This window comes from Pseudomonas sp. GW821-FHT07F05, from assembly GCF_059418765.1.
Window position 1 is genome coordinate 1 of sequence record NZ_JBWKQL010000016.1, and the last position, 16483, is coordinate 16483.

General features: G+C 57.6%; 15 protein-coding genes. 12 read left to right on the forward strand and 3 right to left on the reverse strand.

All coding sequences use genetic code 11. The features are described from left to right. From AC07RO_RS23820 to AC07RO_RS23835, 4 genes are all read left to right on the forward strand, one after another. A partial coding sequence (locus AC07RO_RS23820; RefSeq protein WP_495087224.1) for an RHS repeat-associated core domain-containing protein occupies positions 1–1554 on the forward strand: 1554 nt, incomplete at its 5' end. A 1-nt stretch (position 1555) separates the two neighbouring features. Next, positions 1556–2188 carry a hypothetical protein gene (locus tag AC07RO_RS23825; protein WP_495087225.1) on the forward strand — a complete coding sequence of 211 codons (633 nt, stop codon included), beginning with the start codon at positions 1556–1558 and terminating at the stop codon, positions 2186–2188. A gap of 870 nt (positions 2189–3058) precedes the next feature. Next, a complete protein-coding gene (locus AC07RO_RS23830; protein WP_495087226.1) occupies positions 3059–3262 on the forward strand; it encodes a hypothetical protein in 204 nt (67 codons plus the stop codon). A gap of 182 nt (positions 3263–3444) precedes the next feature. Next, positions 3445–4443 carry an ankyrin repeat domain-containing protein gene (locus tag AC07RO_RS23835; protein ID WP_495087227.1) on the forward strand — a complete coding sequence of 333 codons (999 nt, stop codon included), beginning with the start codon at positions 3445–3447 and terminating at the stop codon, positions 4441–4443. A gap of 168 nt (positions 4444–4611) precedes the next feature. Here AC07RO_RS23835 and AC07RO_RS23840 read toward each other — a convergent pair whose 3' ends face one another. Together AC07RO_RS23840 and AC07RO_RS23845 are read right to left on the reverse strand one after the other, a co-directional pair. Continuing rightward, positions 4612–5610, reverse strand: coding sequence for a bile acid:sodium symporter family protein (locus AC07RO_RS23840; RefSeq protein ID WP_495087228.1), 999 nt, complete (start codon positions 5608–5610; stop codon positions 4612–4614). Positions 5611–5828: 218 nt separating this feature from the next. Further along, positions 5829–6059, reverse strand: coding sequence for a hypothetical protein (locus AC07RO_RS23845; protein ID WP_192174776.1), 231 nt, complete (start codon positions 6057–6059; stop codon positions 5829–5831). 470 nt (positions 6060–6529) lie between these two features. Here AC07RO_RS23845 and AC07RO_RS23850 point away from each other — a divergent pair, with 470 nt between their 5' ends. The 8 genes from AC07RO_RS23850 (at position 6530) to AC07RO_RS23885 (ending at position 15375) form a co-directional block, all read left to right on the forward strand. Then, positions 6530–7945 carry a serralysin family metalloprotease gene (locus AC07RO_RS23850; RefSeq protein WP_495008931.1) on the forward strand — a complete coding sequence of 472 codons (1416 nt, stop codon included), beginning with the start codon at positions 6530–6532 and terminating at the stop codon, positions 7943–7945. A 115-nt stretch (positions 7946–8060) separates the two neighbouring features. Next, entirely contained in the window at positions 8061–8390 is a 330-nt protein-coding gene (locus tag AC07RO_RS23855; protein WP_192174778.1) for an AprI/Inh family metalloprotease inhibitor, read from the forward strand. A 23-nt stretch (positions 8391–8413) separates the two neighbouring features. Next, on the forward strand, positions 8414–10192 hold the full coding sequence (locus AC07RO_RS23860) for a type I secretion system permease/ATPase (RefSeq protein WP_495008930.1): 1779 nt from the start codon (positions 8414–8416) through the stop codon (positions 10190–10192). After that, a complete protein-coding gene (locus AC07RO_RS23865) occupies positions 10185–11489 on the forward strand; it encodes an HlyD family type I secretion periplasmic adaptor subunit (protein ID WP_192174780.1) in 1305 nt (434 codons plus the stop codon). Before AC07RO_RS23860 ends, AC07RO_RS23865 begins: the two co-directional genes overlap by 8 nt. 13 nt (positions 11490–11502) lie before the next feature. Then, a complete protein-coding gene (locus AC07RO_RS23870; protein WP_282371961.1) occupies positions 11503–12849 on the forward strand; it encodes a TolC family outer membrane protein in 1347 nt (448 codons plus the stop codon). A gap of 196 nt (positions 12850–13045) precedes the next feature. Then, positions 13046–13474, forward strand: a complete 429-nt coding sequence (locus AC07RO_RS23875; protein WP_346628155.1) for a DUF2231 domain-containing protein — start codon at positions 13046–13048, stop codon at positions 13472–13474. Next, positions 13471–14763, forward strand: coding sequence for a PQQ-dependent sugar dehydrogenase (locus AC07RO_RS23880; protein WP_495087229.1), 1293 nt, complete (start codon positions 13471–13473; stop codon positions 14761–14763). Before AC07RO_RS23875 ends, AC07RO_RS23880 begins: the two co-directional genes overlap by 4 nt. A 147-nt stretch (positions 14764–14910) precedes the next feature. Next, positions 14911–15375 carry a GNAT family N-acetyltransferase gene (locus AC07RO_RS23885; RefSeq protein WP_495087230.1) on the forward strand — a complete coding sequence of 155 codons (465 nt, stop codon included), beginning with the start codon at positions 14911–14913 and terminating at the stop codon, positions 15373–15375. 84 nt (positions 15376–15459) lie between these two features. Here AC07RO_RS23885 and AC07RO_RS23890 read toward each other — a convergent pair whose 3' ends face one another. Beyond that, positions 15460–16455, reverse strand: a complete 996-nt coding sequence (locus AC07RO_RS23890; protein WP_495087231.1) for a transglycosylase SLT domain-containing protein — start codon at positions 16453–16455, stop codon at positions 15460–15462. Positions 16456–16483 lie beyond the last annotated feature (28 nt).

Below are 16483 nucleotides of genomic sequence, written 5' to 3' on the forward strand. Positions count from 1 at the left end.
AGTTACGAACGCGATGATCTGCATCGCGAAGTTGCCCGCCATCAGGGCAACCAACTGCTGCAAACCCAAAGCTGGGATCCGGCAGGACGCCTTCAAGAACAGCTACTGGGCCGAGCAGACGACAAATCCACGCTCATCAAACGCACCTACACCTACGACGCTGCCGGGCAGCTCACCGACATAAACGACAGCCGCCGTAGGGTCCTTGCTTATAAATACGACCCGGTCAGCCGCCTGCTCGCCGCAACCAGTCGCCTCGGCACCGAAACCTTCGCCTTCGACCCGGCCAGCAACCTGCTCGATGACAGCGCCGCACCCGCGCGCCGCCCACTAGACCCCGAGCCGGCTCAAAAAAAACTCGTCGACAACCTGCTGCGCGACTACGTCGGCAACCACTACGAATACGACGAACGCGGTAACCAGACCGAGCGCTGGACCAACGGCCTGCGCAGCGAGCTTCACTGGGACCTCTTCGATCATCTGGTGCACTTCCGCGATCCGCGTCTGACTGTCGACTTCGGCTACGATCCCCTCGGCCGTCGCCTCTACAAACTCTCCAAAGCCCACTACCGCCCGCGGCCCGAAGCCGGCACCGGCTGGAATGAAAACGAACACGCCCGCAAAGAGCGCGAGCTCGGTTGCGGCTTCACCCTCTACGGCTGGGACGGCGATAACCTCGCCTGGGAAAGCAGTCCGCCGCCATACGCCGGCGCCCTCGGCCGAACCGTCCACTACATCCACGAACCCGGCACCTTCGTCCCGGTGGCGCAGGCCATCCGTCACGAAACGATTCGTCTCGTCAGCCAACCGACCTACGAAGGCCGCTACAACTTCAAGGAAGACCCGCTCTGGACCTACAAACCGGTCGCGCTACCGATTGATGCGTTGGCGTGGTACCAGTGCGACCACCTCGGCACGCCGCAGGAAGTTACTGACCAAAACGGCAACACCGCCTGGAGCGCCCAATACAAAGCGTGGGGTGAAGCAACCAAACAGCGCTCCGAGTTCGCCCAACAAGTCGGCCTGACCAACCCGATCCGGTTCCAGGGCCAATACCACGACCACGAAACCGGCCTGCACTACAACCGCCATCGGTACTATGATCCGAGGGTCGGGCGGTTTATCAGCAAAGATCCGATTGGATATTCGGGCGGGCTAAACCTTTACGCATATGCTGCAAACCCGGTGGAGTGGATCGACCCACTTGGTTTAGAGACAGTCATCGCTACAAAAAATCGTAGAACTGCGATGCAAAAAGCACAACAACATGCTCAGGTGCCTCGAGTGCGTAAAACTGGCAATGAAATACCAATGGAACGGCTAAACTCTAGTAGCCGCGGAGTGAATTGCGCTTGCTTAAAACAACGTGGCGTCACCTCACTTGGACGAGAAAGTGCGGATGAATCTTTCTATATATTTGATCACCCGGACGGACACCCTGAGTTAACCGGCCCAGGCCAGCCGGACCATCATGCAAGCCCACACGTACATGCCGTAAATAACAAAGGTGTGCTTATCATATTCACTTACCCAGCGGGAAAGTTAGGAAAATAATATGAAAAAGTATAGCATACTATGCTATCAGTCACAGTTCGCCGAGTTCAAAAACTATGCTTGTGAGTATATCAGTGAGATGCCTGCAGACGAACAGGATCAATTTGCAACAGTTATGGCTTTAAACGCGGGTGGCGCAATTGGTTTTGATAAGACGTGCGAGGGTCGTGACACTATAAGCTCACTTATCTCAAAATGTTATCGGGTTGACCTGAGAAATATGTCTATCCAACCTCCACAAGAAAACTACTCAGGCCGCATGCCGAGACTTTTATTTAGATCAAAAAATGGAGGCTTTGAGAAACTTCTGGAAGAACACTTAACGTACGAGAAAAATCTGAAAAAGTTTCTGGTGCTCAGTAGGCATCGACATGCCGATAAACCTAAAATATCCAGACTCGCAGGAATTTTACAAGACAGCAACCTACCAATAACTGACAAGGAATTATTTAAGATCTTACAAGAGACTTGTCACTATCTGTTAGTGCCAATTATCTCTCGAGAACACGGACAGGATGCATTTTTCGTATTTTCGAGAAATTTGGATTATTTCTTCAAAGAATTTAACTCTATCGTCGATGGTCGCGGCGAATTAAATTTCGTGGATAGCGCGTTGAAACTGCCATTTAACTGAGAAAGCTCAGCGCCACTTCCCAAAGTGAGCTTGATGTCTAAAAAGTAGTTAACGGGCACGGACCTTTTTTGTTCGTGACAAAGAAAAGGGAGATGTGAAGTTCTCTCGAAAAACTATCGACTGGCTGAACAGTCATGGATGGAGTATCCCGACCAAATGAAGTTGATAAAGCTGTATCTAAAAAATCATCAGCAAAGAACCTTACAATGATATGAACGTGTTTTTTCCGGTTTTGAAAGCTCCGATGAAATACCGTTAATCTCCAGGCGTCATCGGCTGAAGCTATTACAAAAAGTATTGAGAGTGACAAAATTTCGGACTTTTTGATCGGCTTTTCATTTTTTCTAATGAATTCAATTAAAACACTATCAACAACCCAGGAGGATAACGATATCTTATTCGCAGTAAGCTTTCCGGACTTTGATCTGTTTGCAGAAGAGTGCGTATTAATGCCGCACATCTTCGTCTACCCAGGGGCAGATTCAACTGATTTCGCAGCAAAAATAAAAGCCAAACAGAAAGATGAAAGCTCAAGAGAGTTGAATGTTGTAAAAAAGCATTTTGCAAGGTGGAATCTCGGGACGATTTTTGATTTCTACGAAAGTCGATTCCATGATTCAGCTAGCGGCGAGGACATAATAAGGATTTACGCACTCCCAAAAAACTAGAGCGTAAAGAGGGCGCCCCTTGAAAGGTACGGCCTTTCTAAACTCAAAACTCTTGGAGAATGGGGATTCAGGCTAAGGGGACAGATCCCTTTATTACTAAAAACCTCATAGACACGTACTCTACTGGTGTGATTTGCACAGCGAACGACAATCGGCATTGAGAAAAACCGGTATGGTGATAGGCAAAGGAAAGATAAAAAAAATGAGCACCAACACTCCTCAGTACAACAAACAGAAACTTGAGGCCATGTTGCGATCGGAAGATATGACGGTAGCGACGGATGCGCTTCTATATCTTTGCTTTAATATCGATGATCCGGAATGGATTCAGGTTAAGTGCATAGAGGTAATCGAGAGACATCGCAACGAGGACGTCAGAGGGCTGGCCCTGACATGCATGCATTGATAAAGGGGACGGACCCCTTTAACTCACAAATTAACCATTTGCTGGCAGCTCGATTTTTCATAAACAAAAAGGAACAGCTTCTTTAAATTTCGCTAATTATTTATCCAACGGGGAGATTCACTCGGCTCAAATCTCACCACAACACAATTAACACCCTCAACTTTCACTCTATGAGATATCGCATGTTTATCTATAAACTCGCCTTCAATTTCTGCAGGGCCTCTGCCCTGACCTTTACCCTGCTCTCGGGCTCAGCCATGGCGCAAACTGAATCTGGAAAAGATCTAGTCCGTCAGCTAGACAATGCGGTGATGGAATACGCTTACTCCAAGGATGCCGCAGACTTGGCTATCGTTAATTCGTTACTAGCGAGCGGCGCACGACCGGACACTAAAATTTTGTGGCATGCAACCTATTACCAACGGCCTGATCTGGTTGATCGCCTACTTGAATTTCCGATTGATGTGAACCGTACCCTTGATACCAGCGGAGAAACCGTCCTGCTAACTGCACTTAGGCACGGCAAAGACCCGCAAGTATCACAGGATGAATCAAAAATCGTGGAGAGTCTGCTCAAGGCCGGCGCCAATCCTAATGTTATTGCGAATGCGGGAACGACTACACCACTCAAAGCGGCACTCGATGGACAGCGATTTCCCCAGCCGGAGCTCGTCAAAATGTTGCTGCATTACGGTGCTGACCCCAAGCTTTTGAATCCTCAGGGGTTCTCCCCGCTGATGGGTAAAGGGGCTACCAATATTGAAGTCATCAAACTGTTGATCGCAGCCGGCACCGATCCTTATGGTGTCAGCAAGGTTGCTTCAACCCCCCTCCATTATGTCTGCACGCGATCTTTTGAGCTGAACGATCAGCCGGATCCGCAAGCTGCAGAGCGCATAGCCCTATTACACAAAAAAGGAACCTCGATTGATGCACTTCCACCACAAGAGAAGCCGTGGCCCATTGGTACGCCATTGGCGGAAAACTCGATGAGCCGTAACCCCGATTGCATTAAAGCGCTAATGGACGCCAGGGCCAGCAAAGATGCACCGGCCTTCACGCCAGAATATGTGGCTAAATTTCCAGAACTGAAGGGTCAAACGGTCCGCGAGCACGTAATCAAATCAGCCAAGAGCTCACCAATCCTGTATTCCGAGGCTGTTTTAAAACTATTTGAATGACAGTCTCCCAGCCGAGTGGGGCATTTCAGTCTGAACGGGACGCCCTTTTTTAGATTTTATACAAGCGACCATCGACCTTAACTGACCATCGCCCACCCCCACTCCAAACCGCAAAAAGCCCCGAAACATCGGGGCTTTTTGACTACGCCATGCAGCTAATAAACACCCTCAAGGATCAACCTGCGCCATCAACTCCGCCACTGGCTCTGCCCGCTTCGCATACCGCTGCGCCACCACCGCACACACCATCAGTTGAATCTGGTGAAACAGCATCAGCGGCAAGATCAACAGCCCAATCGTGCTCCCCGCAAACAGCACTTGCGCCATCGGCACGCCGGTCGCCAGACTTTTCTTCGAGCCGCAGAACAGGATGGTGATGCGGTCTTCCTGATTGAAGCCGAACAGCTTGGACAGCAAGGTCGCGGCCACGAGCACCAGCGTCAGCAGCAGGCAGCACACCAACACCAGCCCCGCCAGATCCCAGATCGGCGTCTTCTGCCAGATGCCTTCGTTCACGGCTTCGCTAAACGCCCCGTAGACCACCAGAAGGATCGAGCCCTGATCGACGAATTTCAGCCAGTTCTTGTTGCGTCCGACCCAGGCGCCGATCCAGCGCCGCATGATCTGGCCGGCAATGAACGGCAGCAGCAACTGCACGCTGATCTTGACGATCGCATCGAGGGTCGAGCCCCCTTCGCCGTGGACGTTCAGCAACAGCGTGACCAGCAGCGGCGTCAGGAAGATCCCGAACAGGCTGGAGGCCGCCGCGCTGCAGATCGCCGCCGGGATATTGCCGCGCGCCAGTGAGGTGAAGGCGATCGCCGACTGCACCGTCGCCGGCAGCGCGCACAGGTACAGAATGCCCATGTACAGGTCTTTGCCGATCAGGGGCGACAGCACGGGTTTGAGTGCAAGGCCGAGCAAGGGGAACAGGACGAATGTCAGCCCGAACACCAGCAAGTGCAGGCGCCAGTGCCCCGCGCCGGCGATGATTGATTCGCGGGACAGTTTGGCGCCGTGAAGAAAGAACAACAGCGCGATGGCGATGTTGGTCAGCCAGCCTAAGCCGACGGCCACCTGCCCGGTGGCCGGCAGGAAGCTGGCGATGATCACCACGGTGATCAGCATGAGGGTGAAGTTGTCAGGGAGAAAACGGGGGCGGGTCATCTGCGTCATCCGAAGGTGCCAAGAACATGCCCGTCACTTTAGCGCGCAATGTACCTGCCGACTAACGCCAATATGTCGATCAATAACGCCTAACGGACACTCCGGACGATCTGGACCTACCGATGCCCCATTCCCGGCTAAAGCCGGTCCTACTAAACAACGGGAGCCGCTTGCCGGACGTTGCGTCTACAAGCGGCTCAGCGATTACTCAGGGTATTTCACGCCAAACCGCCCTGAATCACGCGCATCACGGTCACTCGACGCTGACCGGGATTGTCTGCAATGAGCCGGGACAACGCGGCCTGCCACTTCACGATGTCTTTCTCTTTCGAGAGCATCATCAGTTGTTCCCAACCCATCGGTCCACGGGGGCCAGCCTGCGCAGCGGCTTTCTCGGGACTGTCTTCGCGTTTCAAAAGGTTTGCTGCAATTTCCGAGAGAGTACTCATGGCCGGCTCCGGGCATGCGCGTCGTAGGGCATGCCGATTCAAAACTAAAGGTAATTTCAGGAGTGCCTTCGCGCCAATTTTCTGTGATCGAGGCCGCCTGTAACAGGGCTGTAGCAAAGTTCAGACCAACAGAAGCATGGCCATCCATTACTCGTTTGCCCCATCAAAGCGGTCTGGGAAAGACCGGTTAATCACCCTCAATTTCCCCGTCGCTGACAACCCTGTCTCGCAGGGCTGCTGACCACCCCAATTCTTAAAAGGTGTAACGCCAGCGTGTCACCTGAGTACAAATTTTTGTCGAATTTGTTACAGATTTGAGAAATCTTGATACATTTTCGATGAAATCGCTGGACCATCGTCCCAACCCTGTGCCAGTTTTTCCTCGCTTCATGCACCAAGCGAGTGATTGGATGACCTCGCACCTGAGGTCATTCGGTCGTTTTTTTTCACGCAGACAAGGATATGTCTGAATGTCGAAACTTAAACTCAATGCCCTCAGCGTCACGCCACAGGGCCCAAGCGCTGCATACAACCAGATCAACACGTTCAGCCACCAGTACGACCGAGGCGGTAGCCCGATCAATGGAAAACCGTCGTACACGGTGGACCAGGCAGCCGACTACATCTTGCGCGACCATGCCGCATGGGCAGACTCAAACAGGAGCGGCACCATCGAGTTGACCTACACCTTCCTGACCAGCCGACCCGCCGATTTCGATCGCACCCTGGGCACGTTCAGCGCCTTTTCGGCACTGCAACAATCCCAGGCCAAGCTTTCGATGCAGTCGTGGGCCGATGTAGCGAAAGTCACCTTCACCCAAGCCAACTCCGGCGGTGACGGGCACATGACGTTCGGCAACTACAGCGGTGACAACGGCGGCGCGGCGTTTGCCTATCTCCCGGATAGCGGATCGTATGCAGGTCAGTCCTGGTACATGATCAACAGCAGCTACCAGGTCAACGCCAACCCTGGCACCAACAATTACGGGCGCCAGACCCTCACCCACGAAATCGGCCATACCCTGGGCCTGTCGCACCCCGGCGATTACAACGCCGGCAACGGCAACCCGACCTATGCCGATGCCACCTACGCCCAGGACACTCGCGGCTACAGCGTGATGAGCTACTGGAGCGAAACCAACACCGGCCAGAACGCCAAAGGGGCCTACGCATCGGCACCCCTGCTCGACGATATTACCGCCGTACAAAAGCTGTACGGTGCCAATCTCGCGACACGCGCCGCAGACACCACCTACGGGTTCAACTCCACGGCAGATCGTGACTACTACTCGGCGACGTCTTCGTCGTCCAAGTTGGTGTTCGCGGTGTGGGATGGCGGTGGCAAGGACACCCTGGACTTCTCCGGCTACACCAACAACCAGAAAATCAACCTCAACGAGGCTTCGTTTTCGGATGTCGGCGGCCTGGTGGGCAACGTGTCCATTGCCAAAGGTGTGGTCATCGAGAACGCCATTGGCGGCTCGGGCAATGACCTGATCATTGGCAATGGCGCAGCCAACGAACTCCGTGGCGGTGCCGGCAACGACATCATCTTCGGTGGCGGCGGTGCCGATAAACTGTGGGGCGGTACGGGGGCGGATACGTTTGTATTCGCGGCCAGCAGCGACTCACGGCCGTCGGCCCCGGACCAGATCATGGACTTTGTCAGCGGTCAGGACAAAATCGATCTGTCGGCCATGCCGGAGTTTGCGACAAGCCACATTCCGCTGACGTTCGTCAGTGCGTTCAGCGGCACGGCAGGTCAGGCCGTGTTGTCCCAGATCAGCACCGGCAGCACCTTGTCGATTGACTTCACGGGTGACCGTGCGGCCGATTTCCTGGTTAACACCGTAGGCCAGGCCGCCACGACAGACATCGTGGTTTAAGCCTGAGGGGGCGGCGTGCAAACGCCGTCCCTGCCTGATCCGGAGCAGATCAATGAACTGGAAGACCGCGGCGTGTCTGTTCACGACGCTTTTCACCTTAAGCGGAGCCCCCCTCATGGCCAGCAGCCTACGTCTCGCGAGCCCCGCCGAACTGGCCGGTCCCTGGCAGTTTTACCCCAAGGACGATGCGCAGAAACCCTGCACATTGATTCTGCAAGAACAGGACGGACAGCTTGCCGGGGATCTGGCCTGCGCCGGACACTGGCTGGGCGGCACACCGGCCACCTGGTACCCGACGCCTGATGGCATCGCGCTGGTCGACAACCACGATGAACTCCTGGTGCACATGGGTCGCCAGCGAGAAGGGTTCTACATGGCCCGACTGCCCGACGGCCGCACCCTTTTTCTGCAACGCGACGCCGCAAGCACCACCCCACGCTCCTGACTCTTTTTCAAGGATGAACCCCCATGACCCAAGGCCGGCCAAGCCCCCTGCCGCGCGCGCCCATGTGGGCCACGCTCAAGGCCTACAAAGGCATCCTGCTCAGCATCGGCGCCTTCACCGCGCTGATCAACGTGTTAATGCTGGTGCCCTCGGTCTACATGTTGCAGGTTTACGACCGGGTGCTGTCATCGCAAAACGAAACCACGCTGGCGATGCTGACCGTGATGGTCGTCGCCTTTTTCATGTTCATCGGGCTGATGGAAGCCATACGCAGCTTTGTGGTGATCCGTATCGGCAGCGATATGGAGCGACGCCTGAACCTGCAGGTGTACCAGGCGGCTTTCGAACGCAACCTCAGCCTGGGCGAAGGCAATGCCGCACAGGCCCTGGGCGATTTGACCCTGGTCCGGCAGTTCGCCACCGGCCCGGCGTTGTTCGCCTTCTTCGATGCGCCGTGGTTCCCCATCTACCTGGCGGTAATCTTTCTCTTCAACCCCTGGCTGGGCGTGTTTGCCACTGTGGGTGCGGTGATCTTGATCGCCCTCGCCTGGCTGAATGAAACCCTGACCCGCAAGCCACTGGCCCAGGCCGGGCACTTTTCTGTTGCATCGAGCCAGTTGTCCGGCAGCCACCTGAATAATGCCGAAGCGATCCAGGCCATGGGCATGCTGGTACCGTTGCGCCAGCGCTGGTTCGCCGTGCACAGCCGTTTTCTGGAGCGGCAAAACCGGGCGAGCGACATCGGCGCGCTGATCGGTTCGTTCAGCAAATGCCTGCGTTTGTGCCTTCAATCACTGGTGCTGGGGCTGGGTGCACTGCTGGTCATCGAAGGCCAGATGAGCGGCGGCATGATGATCGCCGGCTCCATCCTGATGGGTCGTGCGCTGGCCCCGATCGATCAACTCATCGCGGTCTGGAAACAGTGGAGTTCCGCGCGGCTGGCATGGCAGCGCCTCGACGCCCTGCTGATCGCCCACCCCGAACGTCCGACGCCCATGCCCCTGCCCGCTCCCACCGGGCATATCAGTGTCGAGCAACTCAGTGCCGCACCACCGGGGCGGACCACCGTGACGCTGCAGCAACTGAGTTTCACCGTGAATGCCGGAGAAACCCTCGGTGTGCTGGGGGCGTCCGGCTCTGGCAAGTCAACCTTGGCCCGGGTGTTGATCGGGGTCTGGCAACCCCTGGCCGGGGTGGTTCGTCTGGACGGTGCTGAGTTGCACCGCTGGGACCGGACCGCGCTGGGAGCCCATGTCGGTTATCTGCCCCAGGATATCGAACTGTTCAGTGGCAGCATTGCCGACAACATCGCACGCTTTACCAGCGCCGATCCGCACCAGGTGGTGACCGCAGCCCGACTGGCAGGCGTGCACGAAATGATCCTGCGTCTGCCCCAAGGCTATGACACGCAGTTAGGCGATGGCGGCTCCGGGCTGTCCGGTGGTCAGAAGCAGCGCGTGGCGCTGGCCCGTGCGCTGTACGGTGAGCCGAAGCTGGTGGTGCTCGACGAACCCAACTCCAACCTCGACAGCAACGGCGAAGCCGCATTGGCCGCTGCCATCGCGCAGCTCAAGGCTCGCGGTTGCACGGTGATTCTGATTACCCATGGCTCTGCCGTACTGAATCAGGCTGACCGTCTGCTGGTGCTCAACGACGGACGGCTGCAATTGTTCGGCCCGGCGCGTGATGTTTTGAAAGCGCTCTCCGGTAGCCAGCCTGCGCCTGAACGGTCGCAAGGGGTGCAAGGGGTAAGTACCAGTCGCCAGCTTGGCGCGCAGCAAGGAGGCCAGCGCCATGAATGAACACATCATCAAACCCGAACGCAGTGCACAGTTTTTCGTCAGCGCAGGCTGGTGGCTGGCCCTGCTCGGTGCCGGCAGCTTTTTCCTCTGGGCTGCACTTGCCCCGCTCGACCAAGGCATCGCCGTGCCTGGCACAGTGGTGGTCTCCGGCAAGCGCAAAGCGGTGCAGTCGGTGGACAGCGGCGTGGTCAGTCGCATCATGGTGCGCGAGGGCCAATTAGTGCATCAGGGCCAACCGCTGTTCCAGCTTGACCACACCCAGGTGCAGGCCGACGTGCAATCGTTGCGTGCCCAGTACGAACTGGCCCAGGCCAGCATCGCCAGGCTCCAGGCCGAACGAGACGGCAGTGTGCAGGTACGCTTTCCCGAGGCCCTGTTACAGCAAGCGTCTCCACAGCTGCTCGGCGTGCTGGAAGGCCAGCGGCAGTTGTTCAGCAGCCGTCATCAGGCGTTTCAGCGATCCCAGGCAGGCATCCATGCAAGCATCGAAGGTGGCATTGCCCAACTCGCCGGCATGCGCCAGGCGCGCAATGACCTTCAAGCCCAGGCCGAGTCCTTGCGCCAGCAACTGGAAAACCTCCGGCCGCTGGCCGAACGAGGCTACATCGCCCGCAACCGCTTGATGGACTACGACCGGCAACTGTCTCAGGTGCAACGTGATCTGGCACAGAACACCGGTGACACAGGCCGGGTCGCTCAGCAAATCGAGCAATCACGGCTGAGCCTGCAGCAAGGTGTCGAGGAGTATCAAAAGGAAGTGCGCGGGCAACTGGCCGATGCCGAGCTGAAAAGCATCACGCTGAGCCAGCAACTGGCCTCGGCACAATTCAGTCTGACCCACAGTGAAATCAACGCTCCGGCCGATGGCATTGCCGTGAACCTCTCGGTGCACACCGAAGGCGCGGTGGTGCATGGCGGTGAATCGCTGCTGGAAATCGTGCCCCAGGGCGAGGGCCTCGAGATCGAAGGCCACCTGCCGGTGAACATGGTCGACAAGGTGGCCGAACAGCTGCCAGTGGATGTGCTCTTCACCGCGTTCAATCAGAGCCGTACGCCGCGCGTGAATGCCACGGTCAGCCTGATTTCCGCCGATCAGTTGCTCGACGAGCGCAGTGGTCAGCCGTACTACATCGTGCGCAGCACTGTCACCGACCAGGCGCTGGCCACACTCAAGGGCCTTGTGATCAAACCCGGCATGCCGGCGCAGATGTTCGTGCGCACAGGCGAGCGCTCTCTTCTCAATTACCTGTTCAAGCCTTTGATGGATCGCGCAGGAATGGCACTGACCGAGGAATAGGATGTTTCGGTACATGAAAATCTGGCTGGCAGCACTGCTGTGGATCAGCGCCAACATGCAGGCCCAGGCAATGGGCTTGTTTGACGTTTATGAGCAGGCCTTGCGTAACGACCCGGTGTTCCTCGGCGCCATGAAGGAGCGTGACGCGGGGCTGGAGAATCGTAATATCGGCCGTGCCGGGCTCTTGCCCCACGTGGCCTGGAACTACAACAAGGGACGCAACGACTCGAGGGCCACCTACAAAAGCGACGATCGCCCCAACTCCCGCGAGGACCGTCACTACAACAGTTTCGGTTCGACGCTGAGCGTGCAGCAGCCGATCATCGACTACGAGGCCTACGCCAACTACCGCAAGGGTGTGGCACAGGCCTTGTTTGCCGACCAGGCCTTTCGAGGCAAAAGTCAGGAGTTGCTGGTGCGGGTGTTGTCCGCTTACAGCCAGGCGCTGTTCAGTCGCGATCAGATCGAGATTGCCGAGGCAAAGAAGAAGGCGTTCGAGCGGCAGTTCGAGCAAAACCGACAGATGTTCGATCAGGGCGAAGGCACCCGCACCGACATCCTGGAAGCCGAATCCCGTTACGAATTGGCCGGTGCCGAGGAAATCGAAGCGCAGAATGAGCAAGACGCAGCGTTGCGCGAGCTCGGGGCCTTGATCGGCGTGCCTGAGGTGCGCATCGACGAACTGGCGCCTCTGCGTACGCCGTTCAACTTCCTTGCGCTGACGCCCACCACGTACGAAGCGTGGAATGCCATCGCCTTGAGTGAGAACGCCGACCTCGCCTCCCAGCGCCAGCTGCTGGAAGTCGCGCATCAGGAGGTGAAACGCAACGTCGCCGGGCATCTGCCCAAGCTCAACGCTTACGCCACGGTGCGCAGCATGGAATCCGACAGCGGCAATACCTACAACCAGCGTTACGACACCAATACCATTGGCCTGGAAATCAGCCTGCCGCTGTACGCAGGTGGTGGGGTCAGCGCCTCCAGCCGCCAGGCCAGTCGTAGCCTGGAGCAAGCGGAGTATGACCTTGAGGGCAAAACCCGTGAGACGTTGATCCAGTTGCGCCGACAGTTCAACGCTTGCGCCACGGGCGTACGGAAAATCCGCGCTTACGACAAGGCGTTGGCTTCAGCGGAGGCATTGGTGGTGTCCACGCAATACAGCATCAAGGGTGGCGAGCGGGTCAACCTGGACGAACTGAATGCGCAACAACAGCTTTACAGCACCCGTCAGGACCTGGCCAAGACTCGATATGAGTACTTGATGGCCTGGATCAAGCTGCATTACTACGCCGGCACCCTGACCGGTGAGCAGTTGGCGCGGGTCGATGAGGCATTTGGCGCGGGTCGGCCGTCACGCTAAACATCAGTAGCCATATGGGTAACGTCCGGTTCACCTCCGTGGCCACCGAATGCGCAGTTGTAACTGCATATTCGGAACGCCCAAATAACGTGAACTATGTGCCTGACCAATTGATCCCAAACGATGCGCACCCTGCGCGGCCCTGATGGGTCAGTTCATCTGCGCAGCATAAGCCTCAGTAAAATAGGGAGCCGTCGTGAACACTACCGCCCATCTTGTCTACCGAAACCCGCCAGGCCCGCTACACGCGATATTGCTGGCCGGCACCGTCCCGCTGTTCCTCGGCGCATTGCTGAGCGACATCACCTACTACCAGACCTATCAGATCCAATGGAGCAACTTCGCCTCCTGGCTTATCGCCGGGGGGCTGGTGTTCTGCGGACTCGCCGTACTGTTCGCGCTGGTCAATCTGATCCGGGCCGATCGCAAAGCCGGGCGCCCCGTGGTCTACCTCGTCTTGTTGGTGGTGACGTGGGCACTGGGGCTCGTCAACGCCTTTGAACACGCCAAGGATGCCTTCGCCAGCATGCCGTCGGGCCTCATTCTCTCCGCACTGACCACGCTGCTGATTGCCGTGACGGCGTGGCTGGGACTCACCAGCATCCGTTCGGGAGAAGGACAATGAGCCACTCAATCAAACTGACCGCGATCAGCATGGCGTTGGTGTTAAGCGGCTGCGGTGACGCCGGGGATGCCACCCAGGCATTGGGGCCCGATCCAAAATTGCCGGCCGCTCAGCGCGGTCTTCTACCCAGCATGAATATTGCCGAACCGGCGTTGTGGGGCGACCAGAAGCCCACTGTACCTGAGGGCTATAGCGTGACGGCCATCGCCGCCGACTTGCAGATTCCTCGTCAGACGCTCGTATTGCCCAACGGCGATATCCTCGTGGCTGAAGGCCGTGGCGGAAGCGCCGCGAAGCTCAAACCCAAGGACGTGATCGCGGGGTACATCAAGGCTCAGGGCAACACCAAGGTCAAAGGCGGCAATCGCCTGACTTTGCTGCGGGATGCAGACGGTGACGGCGTCTACGAGACGAAAACGGTGTTCGCGGAAAACCTCAACGCGCCCTACGGGCTGGCGTTTGCCAACGGCAAATTGTACGTGGCCAACCAGGACGAATTGGTCCGTTTCGATTATCAGGAGGGCCAGACCAAGGCCAGCGGCCCACCGATCAAAGTCACTGACTTGCCCGCTGAAATCAACCACCACTGGACCAAGTCACTGGCTGTCAGCGACGACGGGCGCACCTTGTATGTCGGCATCGGATCGAACAGCAACGTGACCGAGCGCGGTATGGAGGTCGAACTCGACCGGGCCAGGGTCTGGCAGGTAGATGCTGAGACCGGTGCCCACAAAGCGTACGCGACCGGCATCCGCAACCCGACGGCCTTAACCATCCAGCCGCAAACCGGGAAGTTATGGGCGGTGGTCAATGAGCGCGATGAACTGGGCCCGGATCTGGTCCCGGACTACCTGACCTCGGTTCGCGAGGGTGGATTTTACGGGTGGCCTTACAGCTACTGGGGTCAAAACGTCGACACCCGAGCCCAATCGCAGAACCCTAAAATGGTCGCTGCCGCCATCAAACCCGACTACAGCCTCGGGTCCCACGCCGCCGCGCTTGGCGTGGATTTTTCCATCCCGGCGATGGGCGAAAAGTACGCCGACGGGGTGTTCATTGGAGAACACGGCAGTTGGAACCGGGAAAATCCGGTCGGGTACAAAGTCGTTTTCGTACCGTTCAGCAATGGCCGTCCGAACGGTGCGCCGATTGACTTTGCAACCGGTTTTCGGGGCGCCGACGGAAAAACCCGCGGGCGGCCAGTCGGCGTGACGGTGGACCCGCGCGGTGCACTCATCATCGCCGACGACCTGGCGAACACGGTATGGCGGGTCACTCGTAATCGATGAAGCATGAATTCCAGGCAGGGCAATCCTGCCTGGAATGCACAAAGGCGTTTACTGCTCCACTGGCGTGGATTGATTCATGGGACATGATCGGGCGAATATCCGTTGCATCCCCATTGATCTGACATCTGGCCAACGGAGCGCAGGCGTTTGAACTCATCCACTGTTTCCCTTGAATCTCCCAACCAGCCGGAAGTCATCGCCCTCATTGAAGCGCTTGATGCCTATCAGGTGCCTCTCTACCCGGCTGAGAGTCATCATGGCATCGATATAAAAGCGCTTTCTTCGAAAAATACAGGCTTCGCCGTTGCCCGCTCCAGCGATGGAGAGGCCGTGGCGTGCGGGGCGCTGGTGGTGCACGCGACTCACGGCGAGCTGAAGCGGATGTTCACCCAACCTGCCTTCCGCGGGCAGGGCCTTGCCGGCAGGATTCTGGGTGTTCTGGAAGATGAGGCTCGGAGACGAGGCTGCGGGCGAGTCATGCTTGAGACCGGGTATCTGCAACACGAAGCCATCTCGTTTTACGAGCGCAACGGGTATCAGCGTCGAGGGCCATTCGGTGATTACCAGGATGATCCCAACAGCGTGTTCATGGAAAAGGCTCTGATCTCTTAACGCCCATCTGGGTCGGTGGCACTTCACGCTGTGGAAGGAGCGCGACATGTGCGCGCCCCGCCCCCTGTGGATTCACACCGAACATCAGGCCGGCAATTGCCCCTGACCGCTTTCGATGATTTTTGCGAAGTTCATGACGTTCTCGACGTACTTCGGATCGCCCACGCCGCCGGCATCCGCGAGGTTGCCCTTGTTGACCTTGTCCGGGCCCGAGTTGTAGGCGCGCAGCGCCGAATCCCAGTCACCGAAGGTCGCTTTCTGATCACGCATGTACAACGCGCCGGCCATGATGTTGTCGTGGGCGTTGTTGACGTCGGCGTTGCCGAGCTCGTTGGGGTTGTCTCGCTTGAGGGCCGCAAACGTGTCGGCGTTGACCTGCATCACGCCCGCATCGGTCTTGCCGTTGACGTTGGTGGTGTCTTGGCCCAACTGGCCACGGGACTCTGCCCAGATCTGTCCGGCCAGAATGCTCGGCGGCACGCCGGTGGCCTTGGACGCATCCATGATGTCGTTGCGATAGGGTTCGAGCTGTTGTGGCAGATGCAAATCGCCCGAGCCGCTGAGAGACGTATCGTTCGACACCGCACCAGCATTGGCCGCAGGCGCTGCAGCCGCCTGAGTAGCGCCAGCACCTTCGGCACCACCGCCGGCACCTTCCGCCGCGCCAGCACCATCGCCACCGCCTGCACCCTCGGTCGCGCCGCCACCACCTCCCCCGCCGCCGGTCACTGCATTATTCTGCGCAGCGGGATTGCCGGTCTGATTGGGGTTGTTCTGCATCAACATTTGCATCAACTGGATGATCAACGCCATGAGTTGCTGGGCGATGCCGTTCTGGTCTGCGCCACTTGTGAGGGGATTAGCGGCGTTGGTCGTCGGGTCCTGATTTTGAGGGGAACCGAAGTTGACCTGGGACTGCCCGGCATGGGCAAACAGGATCGAACTGGCGTCGAGGGCCTGACCGGCGCCGCCGCCACCGCCCAGGGAATTGCTCTGGCCGGGCTTGCCGCTCAGGGAGGAGAAATCCGGGTGGGCGGCGGGATCGTTCAACGGCCGAACCTGGGAAATACCGATACTCATGATCACTTACCTCTTTCGGGTCAGGAAA

Bases quoted from the DNA above. Each gene is read 5' to 3' on its own strand.
- AC07RO_RS23825 (WP_495087225.1), top strand. From the start codon at position 1,556: ATGAAAAAGTATAGCATACTATGCTATCAGTCACAGTTCGCCGAGTTC.
- AC07RO_RS23830 (WP_495087226.1), top strand. From the start codon at position 3,059: ATGAGCACCAACACTCCTCAGTACAACAAACAGAAACTTGAGGCCATG.
- AC07RO_RS23835 (WP_495087227.1), top strand. From the start codon at position 3,445: ATGTTTATCTATAAACTCGCCTTCAATTTCTGCAGGGCCTCTGCCCTG.
- AC07RO_RS23840 (WP_495087228.1), bottom strand. From the start codon at position 5,610: ATGACCCGCCCCCGTTTTCTCCCTGACAACTTCACCCTCATGCTGATC.
- AC07RO_RS23845 (WP_192174776.1), bottom strand. From the start codon at position 6,059: ATGAGTACTCTCTCGGAAATTGCAGCAAACCTTTTGAAACGCGAAGAC.
- AC07RO_RS23850 (WP_495008931.1), top strand. From the start codon at position 6,530: ATGTCGAAACTTAAACTCAATGCCCTCAGCGTCACGCCACAGGGCCCA.
- AC07RO_RS23855 (WP_192174778.1), top strand. From the start codon at position 8,061: ATGGCCAGCAGCCTACGTCTCGCGAGCCCCGCCGAACTGGCCGGTCCC.
- AC07RO_RS23860 (WP_495008930.1), top strand. From the start codon at position 8,414: ATGACCCAAGGCCGGCCAAGCCCCCTGCCGCGCGCGCCCATGTGGGCC.
- AC07RO_RS23865 (WP_192174780.1), top strand. From the start codon at position 10,185: ATGAATGAACACATCATCAAACCCGAACGCAGTGCACAGTTTTTCGTC.
- AC07RO_RS23870 (WP_282371961.1), top strand. From the start codon at position 11,503: ATGAAAATCTGGCTGGCAGCACTGCTGTGGATCAGCGCCAACATGCAG.
- AC07RO_RS23880 (WP_495087229.1), top strand. From the start codon at position 13,471: ATGAGCCACTCAATCAAACTGACCGCGATCAGCATGGCGTTGGTGTTA.
- AC07RO_RS23890 (WP_495087231.1), bottom strand. From the start codon at position 16,455: ATGAGTATCGGTATTTCCCAGGTTCGGCCGTTGAACGATCCCGCCGCC.